Here is an 11,878-nt window from a genome sequence, read left to right as displayed (position 1 = left end):
ACGACTTGAAACTAGTCCAATTTCTACGCCCCAGAGCAAAGCGATCAGACAATACTCCCGACTCAAAGGTCGCTTGAGCAAACAGCGCCAGCCATCCTCTGCAATCTAAGAGGCACCCTGTGATGCCTCTTTTCTTATTTGCCTCGCTTTGAACCTAAGTGGCCCTCGCCAAATACGCTTGCTCTTCCTCCATGTTCTTGACCTTGCGTGGATGCCATTCGCCTGTTTCTACATAGTGCTTCAATTCTTCAACACCGCGTAGAAAGCCGGGGTTCAGCATTCCCTTTGTACCGGGGATAAGCTTTGCAAGCAGCTTCAGGCGCGGTTCACCATCCCAGACAATCCGGCAGGTCGTTGTTGTGATTGGCTCAATCCACGCTTTCACGCTGTATCCAATCAACGGGTTCACAAACGGTGTGTTCATCAGTGTGACTTCGACGGCCAAATACTTCTTGGCATCGTCGTAATCCACAAGCACTTCATGCTGATAGATCCCATTTTGCTTTGACAACAGGTAGGAGTTGCGACCAATTGCCGGTGCTCCGCTCACTAGTGTTCCCTTGCTGATCGGTTCAGCACGCACAATCGCTGCCATCCAATTTTGTACATTCACAAAATCACGGCCAAAAATTTCCCATGTATCCTCGGCAGATGCGTCAATTTCCAAAATGGTCTTTGTCATTTTCAGTCTCCAGTTTCGGTCGGCCCGTTGAAGAGCCCATTCAGTCATTTGATGAGTTAGAAGTACGCTCTTGTGGGGAAACCTAAATGCGCCAAAGTTGATCATTGCGTTACGCTGAAGTAACAATAGGAGTATGAAACCGTCTGACTGGGAATACTTGCCATTCTTCTTGGCCGTCGCCCGCGCGGGCAATCTACGTGCGGGAGCGGCTTTGCTAAATGCGAATTACGGCACCGTGAACCGCAACATCCAAGCGCTTGAGGCAAGCTACGGCGTGCGCCTGTTCAATCGCTCGCGCAAAGGGTTTGCGCTCACCGATGCCGGCGAAAGCCTTGTCCCGATCGCGGAAGAGACGGAACGCACCGTTATCTCTGCACGCCGCCAAATTGAAGGGCACGACAAAACTGAGACTGGAACAATCCGGTTTTCTGTAACGCCCACTCTCGCCTATGATATCGTCGCGCCGATCATCGGGACGTTTCACGCAAAATACCCAGATATCCAAGTTGAAATGCGCATTACGTCCGAGATTGAATCGATCAATCGCGCTGAGACTGACATTTCTCTTCGTGCCGCGATGGAAGTCACAGATGACGTTGTGGCCCGCAAACTTTATGCGATGGCTAACGGTGTTTTTGCCAGCAAACGCTATGTCGCGAACGTCGTCCCGCAGGCCGGTCCACTCGGTGACGGGTTGGACTGGATCGGCTTTCCGGGCGCCGTCGACCCGGCCGCCTGGCTCGCCAAAACACAGTTTCCGCATGCGCGCATCCGCCATTCAATTGGTGACGGCCCCATGCGTATCGCGATGCTGCGTCAGCACTGCGGGATGTCTGACCTCCCTGTGATCTTTGGGAAAATCCATCCCGATCTGGTTCAAGTCCCGGGAACCAAGACTAAGCTTGGCCCATCACTTTGGGTACTTCTCCATACGGACCTACGCCGAACGGTGCGAGTGCGACGTTTTGTTGATCATCTGTCCGAGGGTTTGCTCGCGCTCAAATCGGACATGCAGGCAGGCGCGACCTAGCAAACAGGTTCAGACGATCACGGCCCATCCCGGACCTTCGCTGACCAGTCAAGCGCTGCAGTGCAGCGGATGTTGCCGATCCCAGACAGATTTGTCTGGCTGGGATCGGCGTTGTCAACGCACTATCCGTCAATCATATCCAAACTCGCCCGAAAACACCGGTCGCACTCTCGACAACGCAACAACGCGGTCACGATGAACGGCGAGAGATGGAAAGGTCTTAGTTATTGCGTTTTCAATTGCGTCATCCCAATGGGTAGTAGCCGCCAAATAGAGGTCGGCCAAAGTAAGCTGATCACCAGCAACGAAGTCGTGTTTGGCAAGCTGTGCGTCTACTAAACTGTAAAGCTTCATTGCTTCGTCCATCGCCTTTGAGATGACTTGTGGTTTGGCGCTCTCATCGGCAAACCGTTCCGGCATGAACAAGCGGACCCAAACGGGATGGATTGATGCATAGACGAAAAACAACCACTTCAAGGCGTTCGCGCCCTCTATCGTGTCAAGCGCAGGCATCAGGCCCGCATCCGGATTGCGCGCTGACAGCCAAAGATTAATTGCTCCGCCTTCAGACAATGGCGTATTTTCAAAGACAAGCGCGGGCACCTTGCCCAGGGGGTTTGCGGCGACAAATGCATCTGTCTTGTTGGAAAGATCTACAGGCACAATCGAATGTGGTTCTCCTGTTAACGCAAGGGCGGCTTTGACTGCAGTCGAACAGCTTGAGGGTAAGTGGTAAAAGTCGATCATATTGACATCCTTTCTTAATGGTGATGGACATCTATTGATCCCCCGGGGTTTTATTAGATATCATCTTGGTAGATATTATTTCTTGGGTGTATCAATGAACACAGATGGTCTTGCCGAGTTTTTGGATTTGTCGCGCACGTTGTCGTTTACAAAAACGGCAAAAAATCTGGGCGTATCTGGCGCACATGTCAGCCGAAGGATCGCACAGCTCGAAGACCGACTATCCGTGCGCCTGTTCCATCGCAGTACGCGTTCGGTTCATTTGACGCCTATCGGCGAAGAATTCTTAATAAGTTGCCGCAGGATCAATGACGCCGTCGAACATGCGCACGAGACTGTGCTGGCCAAGGATCAGGCTTTGCGGGGATCGGTGCGTATTGCATCACTTTCGGGCAGCTATGCCGATCAGGTTGTGATCCCGGCGATGGTTCAGTTCTCAAAAGATCACCCTGATGTTGATCTTGAGATTGATTTCAGCCCTCGCAGCAGCAACTTGCTAGACGAGAATTTTGACTTCGCAGTTCGAGCAGGCGAGAGCCGTGACAGTAGCTTGGTGCGTCGCACCCTGGCAAAGCGGACGCGGATTGTCGCGGCTAGTCCTGCCTACCTCGGGCAACGAGGCGCCCCAAAATCGCCAGATGATCTTGTTAATCACGACTGTTTACTTGCAGCAGGGGCTTCTTGGAAATTCACTGTGAATGGCGCTGAAACAGATGTTTTTGCCAAAGGTCCAATCGCCACGAATTACGGCCCCGCAATCCTTGAAGCATGCAAAGCTGGCCTCGGTCTTGCCCAAATGACGGTTTCTGGTTTCGGGGATAGCATCGAAGGCGGAGAGGTTGTCCCCGTCTTAGAGGAATACTGGGCATCCGAACAGCATATCTATCTCCTATTTCCAGACCGTAAATTCTTACCCAGACGTGTCAGCGCTGCCATGAAAGCAATTGAAGAGCAGGCGGTTCAGGTCCGTAGTAGCGAGAAGGGCACTCTTAGCCGGATCAATTGTTAAATGAACGGCGCTTTGGGCGGTGATGTGTAGCCTTTGTAAGCCAACTTACGCAAACACGGCATCTTTATACAAGTCGACATTCGTGCGTGGTGCAGCATCCGGCAGTATGGGCTCCTGACGGCCGTCGGAGCCAATGCAGCATGCGGGCCTTTTCGCTGGCCTGCGCAGTTGAGGTCGGCCCGACGCTGTTGAAGAACTCTGTGTTGCAGTGCGGCAAAGGACTGGAATGAAGACGAGCTCGGGCAGCAGAAAACCGCGCGGCTAGGGAATATCTCGAAACGCTGGATGATGCGGCCTTCGGCGCTGCCTCTCCTGACCAGCCCAAGTTTGTCCCCAAGTGTGATCCAGCCGCCCAATGGACGCGCGCCGAGGTGAGCAGACCATACTTCGCCTACGCCACCAACTATCTGATCGACACCAAGAGCTCAGTCATCATGGATGTTGAAGCAACGCGGGCGATCCGTCAGGCCGAAGTAGGTGCTTCGCAAACAATGCTGGATCGCACAGAAAGCCGCTTCGGTACAAGGCCGGATTGGCTGGCCGCAGACACAGCATATGGCTCCAGCGATAACTGAGGATGGTCGGTCAAGAAGCGCGGGATCATCCCATTCATTCCGGTAATTGGGCACGCGATCAGCAAAGACGGGGCATGGACGCGGTTTGAGTTTGAATAGGATGAAGACAACGATCAATACATTTGTCCAGAAGGCTTCGCGCTCAAGCAGTTCCGACGAAACTACTCCGATCCCAATCGCGGCAAGAACATCCTTGGCACACGAAAGTATCGAGCCCTAAAGTCCGACTGCCAAGGGTTTCCCTCCAAAGAAAAGTGCTGCCCCAACGCGATCTGCCGATCAATCAGCCGGGAAGAGCATGAGGACGCACGAGACTTTGCGCGATCCTGTCGGAAGACGAAAGCGTGCAAAGTTAGCCGCGACAAACGCAAGAAGGTCGAGATGCTCTTTGCACATCAAAAGCGCCTCCTCAATCTGACCAGGTTGCGATGACGCGGCCCAAACGGGGCCAAGGGCGCGCACTACCCTGAAGTGCGACTCCTATTCGAAAACAATGAGTTACCTAATGGGAGTATTATCGTATGCTCGACCCCAAAAACCGAAACCTCACCAAAATCTGCAATGGACGCAACAGTCCCGTGGCAGACGCGAAGAGAAGCGGAGTTGGCCATCCTCCAGTACATCAACGGCTTTTGCAATCCGCGACGGCGGCACTCAGCATTGGGTTGGAAAAGCCCTGTCGCTTTCGAGAGAAAAGTTGCCTAAACGAGAGCATGGGTCGACACTAAAACGGGACAGGTCCAGATCACTTCAGAGGGAAAGGCTATCTGCTTGGATGTCGATTCGAAAAAACCCGTCACGCTAAAAGATGTGTCCAAGGCTGCTGGCCTGTCGCTGATTACCGTTTCGCGGTCGCTGCGGCAGCCAGAAACTGTCCATGCCGAAACCCGAAAACGCATTCAAGAAACGATCGCTGAGCTTGGATACGTTCCCAATCTCGCAGCACGGTCATTGACGTCAAAAAGGTCAGACATGATCGGCGTGGTTGTGCCAATTCTGGCCAGTTCGCTGTTTTCCGATTTCGTTCAGGGCGTAACAGAGACGCTCGACAGTCATGGAATTCGCGTATTGCTCTCTGTCAGCAACTGGTCGCAGGACGCCGAAGAAGCCGCGGTCAAAACATTCATTGCGCGTCAGGCTGACGCGATCATATTGACTGGGTTTTCCCACACGGATGCGACCCGAAAATTGTTGGAAAGGTTTCGCGGGCCGGTCGTGGAATCCTGGAACATCTCGGACAGTGTGATTGATAGCGCGGTTGGGTTTGACAACTACGCGGCTGCAGCGGCTATGACCCGATTTCTGATTGAAAAGGGGTACGAAAATATCGTGGTCGCGGGTGGCTCTTCCGCGAACAACGACCAGGCTGCCGATCGAACACGCGGCTTTGTCGACACGATCCGGGCGTCGGGGCGGGCCCTGCCACCTGACACGGTCGTTGGATTCGAACACCCCGCGACCATCGAGAGTGGGGGCGTGCTCATCCGTCAGTTGCTGGAAAGAGAAAACCCGCCCGATGCAGTTTTCTTTCTCGCCGAGTTGCCTGCACAAGGCGCAATGCTTTGGTGTCTGTCGAATGGTGTCAAGGTGCCCGAGGATGTGGCGATCGCCGGTTTCGGCGATCTTAGTCACTCGGCGCTCCTGCCAGTTCCAATGACAACAGTGCAGATCAGGGGGCGGGCAATTGGTGAGCGTGCAGCCGAGATTGTCTTTCGACGCCTTCAAGACAGCCAGACCAACATCGTAACCGATGACATCGGCTACAGTCTGAAAATCAGGGAAAGCACATGATAGGGTTGTCTGAAGCAACCCGGCCTCTTTTGAGTGCTGCGATCATTGGCGCCGGGCATCTTGCCTATCGGATGCATATTCTGGTTCTCGCTGCGCGCGCCGAAGTCGACCTCAACAGCGTTTGCCGGCTTGGCCGCTCGTAATTGGCGCTGATCGGCGACGAGTTCGGCTTTTATTTTGCAATCGATGACTGGCGCGAGGTTCCAAAGCGCGACACGCAAGGATGCGTGCGCGGATGCTTCCCGGTCGGCCACGCGAAACCGCGAGCGCTGGCCATCAATGTTCCGGCAAATCCCAGACAGATACGATTTGACCGCCCCTGCGCATCTCATCCAGCATCACAGCTGTCGGCATCGCGTCTGGGACACCACTCGGGACGTCGCCTGCCGCGTTTGGGCGGGCCAGAACCCAGCAGGCAAACCCCCAATCGCCGGGTTCAAGGGACACTGTCAGTTGCGGGACCCAACTCCGCGGGAACAGAATATTTGTGTTGGGCGTCGCGGCGATCACGCGGGCATTGCGCTTGATTGTCGTGGCGATTGGCGCTGGCGCGTCTTTCAGGATCGTCGTGTCCATCGCGGTTGTGAAGCTAGCCGTGTCTGTGGCTTTGACGCCTGCAACGGCGGGGGCAAGCGCAGAAATGGCCGGATCTGTGTCCCGACGCGGAATTGAAAACCCGCCCTCGATGGTTTGAACAAGACGTTTGGTACGGACACGGTGGATGCGCAGATGCCATGGCGGATGCGCCAAAAGCCAGGTTTCGACATCAACCTCTGGCATGGGTGACCAAGACGAATACATCCAGTCCGGTCCAATCCGCGACGCGGTTTCGTGGCTTCGGAAATGCGCGACCTCTCCGTCCTCGGAAAACGCCAGCATGTTGTCATGCGGACCGGATGCAAAACCTCTGGCCTCTGCTTCGACGCTAAAGGCATATCGGGTTGAATAGGCGAACTTGTTATATTTTTCCGCAGCGCGCCCGAAGTTCATCGGTTGTTGCCCGCCGGCCAGAACGGTCACATCGCCCGCGTCTTCCCATTTGATCATGCCCGGCTGCGGCATCGACACGATTTCATCGCGATCTTCAAACGGGCTTTCTTCGGTTGTCCAAAACGGGTGGTTTTCGGGCAAGGCCAGCGGCGCAAAGGCCTTCATGGCCCAATAGGGCGATGCAGGAGAGTTGTACCGCTCGGCCATCGCAGGTTGGGTGTAGCCATATCCGATGGACAGCACGCCGCTGCGATCAGCAATATCCTGTTCTGACCAATACCGCAGATTGCGGGCCCAATAGCCCCTGATGTCCCCCCACGGCAAAGCGTCGACATCCGCAAAAGCCAGCGCCCCCCAAATCCCCGCATGCGCAAAGCGGTAGGTCAAAGAGCGGCCATAGGGCAATCCGGCACCGTCAGCTGCAAACCAATGGGCGATCTGCGGCATGCTTTCGCGGGCACGGGCGATAAACCGGTCGCGGCGGGCCTGATCTGTGTCCGGGCCAAGCTTTGCGTAAATCATGCCGTAGAAATGCATGGCGAATGGAATGTAGTGGTCGGCACGCCGATCCATGCCATCGCGATACCACCCATTGTCCATCGCGTAATTTTCAAGCTCATCCAGATCGGTCGCGATGATCGACGCCTCATGCGGAATGCCGACCCGTGTCAGCCCAAGCGAAACCATAACGTGGAAAAAGTGCCAGTTGTTGTCTGGCGGCGCGCATGCGAGGGAGGCCACGAGCCAGTTCGCGAGGTTGTAACGCCCCTTTTCCGTCATTCCGTCCCAGAAGGTTTCAGGGGCAAGCGCAAGCGCATACCCAATTGCCGCGCTTTCCACCATGCGTTGGTCACGATCCCGTACTGGCCCCCAGTATTCCGGGTGCTCGGGGTCGGCACCATTGGCGATCCCTTCGACGAAATCGGAAATGCCTTCGAAGTGCCCGCCCCCGGCCAGAAGCGGCGCAAGACCCCAAAGCGGTCGGGCCAGCCCTTCGAGATGTGCAGCGGAGGTGTCGAAAAACGCCTCGGCACTGCCCAGATGCACCCGCGCCTTGCCGGGCGAAAAGGCGGACATCAGGGGCGTTGTCAGATCGACAACCGCCTGTTGCGCATCCTGCCGCGTGCGGAACGGGTTGCCGCCAAGCGGGTTGGAAAGGGGCGCGAATGTCATGCGGTCTGGGTTGCCCTGATCAGCCGGCGCTGGCGCGGATCGGGGACGGGGACGGCAGAAATCAACCGTTGCGTATAAGGTTCCTGCGGCGCATCACAAATCTGTAGCGCAGTACCTGTTTCCACGACACGGCCCTTGTGCATCACTGCGACGCGGTCGCAGAAATACCGCACGACCCCAATATCATGCGCGATGAACAGGATCGCCAGGTTGAATTCGTCTCTGAGATTGAGAAGCAGGTCGAGGATCTGCGCGCGGATCGAGCCATCAAGCGCAGACGTCGCCTCATCCGCGATGATGATCTGTGGATTCAGTGCAATGGCCCGCGCTATCCCAATGCGCTGACGCTGCCCGCCGGAAAACGCGTGCGGATACCGTTCCATGATACTTGCGGGCAGCCCCACTTTTTCCAGCAGTTCACCCACGCGATTACGCAGCGCCTCACCCTTGGCAATGCCATTGACCAGCAGGGGCTCACCGATGATCTGTTCGATTGTCATACGTGGATTGAGAGAGCCGTAGGGATCTTGAAAGATCATCCGCATTTCACGGTAAACCTGCCCATCTCGAAAACTGGACGCCTTGGTCAAATCGACAGCTTGCCCGCCCCGCGTCTTGAAAACAGCCTCGCCGGACTGCGGTTTATATCGGCCCATCAAGACCCGTGCCAGTGTCGTCTTACCGGAACCAGATTCCCCGACGATGCCCAGAATTTCGCCGCGATGCAGATCAATCGAGACCTCATCAAGTGCCTTGACGCCCGCGTTCGGATTGCGCTTGTCATACCCGAACGTCAGACAAAGATCGCGCGTCGTGATCAGGGCCTCCGTGCGGCCTTGCTGTTCCGGTCGCGCGGCTGAATGGTTCAACCCGACCGCTGCGTTAAGTAGTTTGCGCGTATATGGGTGCTGCGGCGCGTGAAATATGTCGTCGACTTCGCCGGATTCGACGACACTGCCATGCAGCATCACCACGACCTGATCCGCGATTTCTGCAACCACCCCCATGTCATGGGTGATGAACATCATCGCCATGCGGCGGCTCTCTTGCAAACTGTGCAGAAGCCGGAGGATTTCGGCCTGCGTCGTCACGTCCAGGGCCGTCGTCGGCTCATCCGCGATCAGGATATCGGGCTTGCAACCAAGCGCCATGGCGATCATCGCGCGCTGGCGCATACCGCCCGAATACTCGAACGGGTATTTGTCGACAGCCAGTTCCGGATCGGTGATCTGAACTGCGCGCAGCGCCTCAATCGCAATCTCGCGGGCCTGAGCGGCATCCACATCCTGATGCAACAGGATCGCTTCGATGATCTGTTCGCCAATGGTGTGAACCGGGCTGAGCGAGGACATCGGCTCTTGGAAGATCATGGCGATGCGCGCGCCGCGCACCGCGCGAATTTCGAGCCCATCGGGATCAAGGCCGGAAAGTTCCAGCTTTTGTCCGGCTTCCAGATCGACGAGGTTGACTGCGCCGGCCCGGATCACCGCAGGTTCGACGATGTTCATGACTGCGCGGGCGGTCACGCTTTTGCCTGACCCCGATTCCCCGACAAAGCAGGTCGTCTGGCCCAGGCGCAGGTCGAAACTGACGTCCTGGATGGCAGGCGTTGCGCCGTGGCGGCTGGGGAAATCGACGCTGAGGCCACGGACTTCGAGAACGGTGTCGTGCGTGTTGGTCATTGTCTCAACCTCAGTGTGAATAGGGATCAGCGGCGTCGCGCAAACCGTCGCCGACGAAGTTCATCGCCAGAACGGCAATCACGATTGCGAGGCCGGGCACCAGTAGCCATGGGGCGGTTGCCAGGGTGCGGATGTTCTGTGCTTCCTGCAAAAGCACGCCCCAGGAAATCACCGGCGCTTGAAGTCCAAGACCCAGAAACGACAGCGCTGTTTCGGCCAGGATCATCGACGGAACTGCCAGCGACGCGGCCGTGATGATATGGCTGGTGAACGACGGCACCATGTGGCGAAGGATGACGCGCGTATGCGAACAGCCATCATAGCGCGCCGCAGCGACATAATCCTCGCCCTTGAGCGCAAGAAAACGCCCCCTGACCACCCGCGCAAGTTCCGTCCAGCCCAACAGCGACAGGATCAGAGTGATGGCGAAATAGACCTGTAACGGGGACCAACTGCTTGGCATCGCGGCCGCCAGTCCCATCCAGAGCGGGATTGTGGGCAGTGATCGGAGAAACTCGATCACCCGCTGTGTCGCGGCATCGAAGAAGCCTCCGAAATATCCGGCGAAGCCCCCGATGATGACACCAAGAACAAGGCTCATGATCACGCCGACCAGACCGACGGAAAGCGAGATGCGCGTCCCATAGGCCAAGCGGGAAAACATGTCGCGTCCAAGACGGTCGGCGCCAAGAATGAAAAGCGGTTTCCTTGGTTTTTCAGTGCCGATCAAATGGATGTCGGTCGGGAAGATACCGAACAGCTTGTAATCCCAGCTGCGCTTGAAGAACTGAAGATAGATCTTGTCGGTCTTGTCGATGACGAAGACACGGCGCAGGGCTTCTGGTTCGACCTCAACATCGTAGCCATAGACATAGGGCTTAATGCGCCAGCCGCCGTCCTCTGTCCGGTCAATAAAGTGGATGCCTTGCGGCGGCGCATAGGTATAGCGCGCCTGCACGTCATTGGGATCGTTTGGCGAAATGAAGTCCGCGAAGACTGCGACAAGCACGAAGAAGCTCAGGATCCACAGACTGATGACCGCAAGGCGGTGCTTGGCGAACCTGCGGCGAATAAGCTGCCATTGGTTCTCGGTGCCGGTCACGTGTCCGATCCGGGGGTCGACACCGATTTCATCAATGTCGCTGTCCGCGGCCGCGTCCAGATTGGTAGGTTTCTTCTGTTGCATCATTTCGCACCCACCATGCCAAGCCGGATGCGCGGATCGATCCAGGCCAGCAACAGGTCAGAAATCAGGGTGCCGACGAGCGTGAGAACCCCCATGAAAAGGATGAGCGCCCCGGCAAGGTACATGTCCTGACTCAGGAGCGAGCGCAGCAGGATCGGCGAGAGTGTCGGCAGGTTCAGAACGATAGCCGTCACGAAAGAGGATGAAATCACCGTCGGCAGTACCCAACCAACCGTCGAGATCAGCGGGTTCATGGCGACCCGAACCGGATAGCGCCAGATCACGCGACGCTTGGGCAAACCCTTTGCCCGTGCAGTCAGCACATAGGGTTTATTCAGCTCGTCAAGCAAGTTGGCGCGCAGAACGCGGACAAGTTGCGCAGCCCCCGCGGTCGAGATGACCAGAATTGGTGCCCAGACATGGGATGCGAAATCGAGAAACCGAGCCAAAGACCAACGCGCATTCATGTACTCGGTCGAGAACAGGCCGGTGATGGTGACGCCGAACCAGTTGTAGCAAACGTACATGAGCACAAGCGCGAACAGGAAATTCGGGATTGCGAGCCCCAGGAACCCGAGGATTGTGAAGGCATAATCGCCCAACGAATACTGATTGACGGCCGAATAGACCCCGATCGGAACGGCAATGGCCCACATGAAGACAACAGCAGTCAATTCAACGGCGAGGGAAATTCCGATCCGTTGTCCAAAGATTTCGCCCACCGGCTTCTGCAACTCGAAACTGTAGCCGAGATTGCCTTGCAACAATTGCATCAGCCACGAAAAATACTGAACCAGGACCGGGCTATCGAGCTTGTAGCGCTCGCGCAGGATTTCGATGGCTTCCTGATCCACCGTTTCGCCGGACGCAGAGAGGCTGGCGACATACGATGTCACGAAGTCTCCGGGTGGCAGCTGGATCACGATGAAGACGACCACCGACAGAGCGAGCAACGTCAGGATCATGGTGATCAGTCGTCGCGCGATATATGTCCACATGTTCGCCTCCTCCGC

At 56.4% G+C, this 11,878-nt stretch carries 11 protein-coding genes and 2 pseudogenes; 6 read left to right on the top strand and 7 right to left on the bottom strand.

Translation table 11 applies throughout. The features are described from left to right. Nucleotides 1-154: 154 nt before the first annotated feature. The gene (locus AB3Y40_RS04910; protein WP_369437676.1) at nt 155-682 is read right to left on the bottom strand and encodes an SRPBCC family protein; all 528 of its coding nucleotides are present in this window, start codon (nt 680-682) and stop codon (nt 155-157) included. A gap of 133 nt (nt 683-815) precedes the next feature. On the opposite strand from AB3Y40_RS04910, the gene AB3Y40_RS04905 reads away from it, so the two are divergent. After that, on the top strand, nt 816-1,712 hold the full coding sequence (locus AB3Y40_RS04905; protein WP_369437675.1) for a LysR family transcriptional regulator: 897 nt from the start codon (nt 816-818) through the stop codon (nt 1,710-1,712). Nucleotides 1,713-1,841: 129 nt separating this feature from the next. On the opposite strand, the gene AB3Y40_RS04900 is transcribed toward AB3Y40_RS04905, so the two are convergent. Continuing rightward, a complete protein-coding gene (locus AB3Y40_RS04900) occupies nt 1,842-2,459 on the bottom strand; it encodes a glutathione S-transferase family protein (protein ID WP_369437674.1) in 618 nt (205 codons plus the stop codon). Between the two features lie 94 nt (nt 2,460-2,553). Between AB3Y40_RS04900 and AB3Y40_RS04895 the strand changes: the two genes are divergently transcribed. The 5 genes and pseudogenes from AB3Y40_RS04895 (at nt 2,554) to AB3Y40_RS04875 (ending at nt 5,834) form a co-directional block, all read left to right on the top strand. Further along, nucleotides 2,554-3,468, top strand: coding sequence for a LysR family transcriptional regulator (locus AB3Y40_RS04895; RefSeq protein ID WP_369437673.1), 915 nt, complete (start codon nt 2,554-2,556; stop codon nt 3,466-3,468). Between the two features lie 254 nt (nt 3,469-3,722). Continuing rightward, nucleotides 3,723-4,472: pseudogene (locus AB3Y40_RS04890) on the top strand (transposase); the annotation flags it as partial. A gap of 42 nt (nt 4,473-4,514) precedes the next feature. Next, nucleotides 4,515-4,748 carry an IS3 family transposase gene (locus AB3Y40_RS04885; RefSeq protein ID WP_369437672.1) on the top strand — a complete coding sequence of 78 codons (234 nt, stop codon included), beginning with the start codon at nt 4,515-4,517 and terminating at the stop codon, nt 4,746-4,748. 105 nt (nt 4,749-4,853) lie between these two features. Beyond that, a pseudogene (locus tag AB3Y40_RS04880) lies at nt 4,854-4,967 on the top strand (helix-turn-helix domain-containing protein); the annotation flags it as partial. A gap of 48 nt (nt 4,968-5,015) precedes the next feature. Next, a complete protein-coding gene (locus tag AB3Y40_RS04875) occupies nt 5,016-5,834 on the top strand; it encodes a substrate-binding domain-containing protein (protein ID WP_369439606.1) in 819 nt (272 codons plus the stop codon). On the opposite strand, the gene AB3Y40_RS04870 is transcribed toward AB3Y40_RS04875, so the two are convergent. From AB3Y40_RS04870 to AB3Y40_RS04850, 5 genes are read right to left on the bottom strand one after another with little or no spacing between them, the layout of a single operon-like run. After that, nucleotides 5,804-6,088 (bottom strand): hypothetical protein, encoded by a 285-nt coding sequence (locus AB3Y40_RS04870; protein WP_369437671.1) that lies wholly within the window; start codon nt 6,086-6,088, stop codon nt 5,804-5,806. The two genes, AB3Y40_RS04875 and AB3Y40_RS04870, sit on opposite strands and share 31 nt — an antisense overlap. Before the next feature lie 22 nt (nt 6,089-6,110). Next, nucleotides 6,111-7,997: a DUF2264 domain-containing protein gene (locus tag AB3Y40_RS04865; RefSeq protein ID WP_369437670.1), complete on the bottom strand. Its 1,887-nt coding sequence runs from the start codon at nt 7,995-7,997 to the stop codon at nt 6,111-6,113. Then, entirely contained in the window at nt 7,994-9,679 is a 1,686-nt protein-coding gene (locus AB3Y40_RS04860; RefSeq protein ID WP_369437669.1) for a dipeptide ABC transporter ATP-binding protein, read from the bottom strand. Before AB3Y40_RS04860 ends, AB3Y40_RS04865 begins: the two co-directional genes overlap by 4 nt. A 10-nt stretch (nt 9,680-9,689) precedes the next feature. Next, the gene (locus AB3Y40_RS04855; RefSeq protein ID WP_369437668.1) at nt 9,690-10,865 is read right to left on the bottom strand and encodes an ABC transporter permease; all 1,176 of its coding nucleotides are present in this window, start codon (nt 10,863-10,865) and stop codon (nt 9,690-9,692) included. Further along, on the bottom strand, nt 10,865-11,863 hold the full coding sequence (locus AB3Y40_RS04850; RefSeq protein ID WP_369437667.1) for an ABC transporter permease: 999 nt from the start codon (nt 11,861-11,863) through the stop codon (nt 10,865-10,867). Before AB3Y40_RS04850 ends, AB3Y40_RS04855 begins: the two co-directional genes overlap by 1 nt. Nucleotides 11,864-11,878: the final 15 nt, after the last annotated feature.

The sequence above is a fragment of the Yoonia sp. R2331 genome (assembly GCF_041103235.1).
Lineage (GTDB): Bacteria > Pseudomonadota > Alphaproteobacteria > Rhodobacterales > Rhodobacteraceae > CANMYO01.
Note: the sequence above shows the minus strand (reverse complement) of the source record. Positions and strands in the feature narration are given on the sequence as shown.

Excerpts from the sequence above, each read along its gene's own strand:
- AB3Y40_RS04850 (WP_369437667.1), bottom strand. The coding sequence starts at position 11,863 with ATGTGGACATATATCGCGCGACGACTGATCACCATGATCCTGACGTTG.
- AB3Y40_RS04910 (WP_369437676.1), bottom strand. The coding sequence starts at position 682 with ATGACAAAGACCATTTTGGAAATTGACGCATCTGCCGAGGATACATGG.
- AB3Y40_RS04865 (WP_369437670.1), bottom strand. The coding sequence starts at position 7,997 with ATGACATTCGCGCCCCTTTCCAACCCGCTTGGCGGCAACCCGTTCCGC.
- AB3Y40_RS04895 (WP_369437673.1), top strand. The coding sequence starts at position 2,554 with ATGAACACAGATGGTCTTGCCGAGTTTTTGGATTTGTCGCGCACGTTG.
- AB3Y40_RS04875 (WP_369439606.1), top strand. The coding sequence starts at position 5,016 with ATGATCGGCGTGGTTGTGCCAATTCTGGCCAGTTCGCTGTTTTCCGAT.
- AB3Y40_RS04860 (WP_369437669.1), bottom strand. The coding sequence starts at position 9,679 with ATGACCAACACGCACGACACCGTTCTCGAAGTCCGTGGCCTCAGCGTC.
- AB3Y40_RS04900 (WP_369437674.1), bottom strand. The coding sequence starts at position 2,459 with ATGATCGACTTTTACCACTTACCCTCAAGCTGTTCGACTGCAGTCAAA.
- AB3Y40_RS04905 (WP_369437675.1), top strand. The coding sequence starts at position 816 with ATGAAACCGTCTGACTGGGAATACTTGCCATTCTTCTTGGCCGTCGCC.
- AB3Y40_RS04855 (WP_369437668.1), bottom strand. The coding sequence starts at position 10,865 with ATGCAACAGAAGAAACCTACCAATCTGGACGCGGCCGCGGACAGCGAC.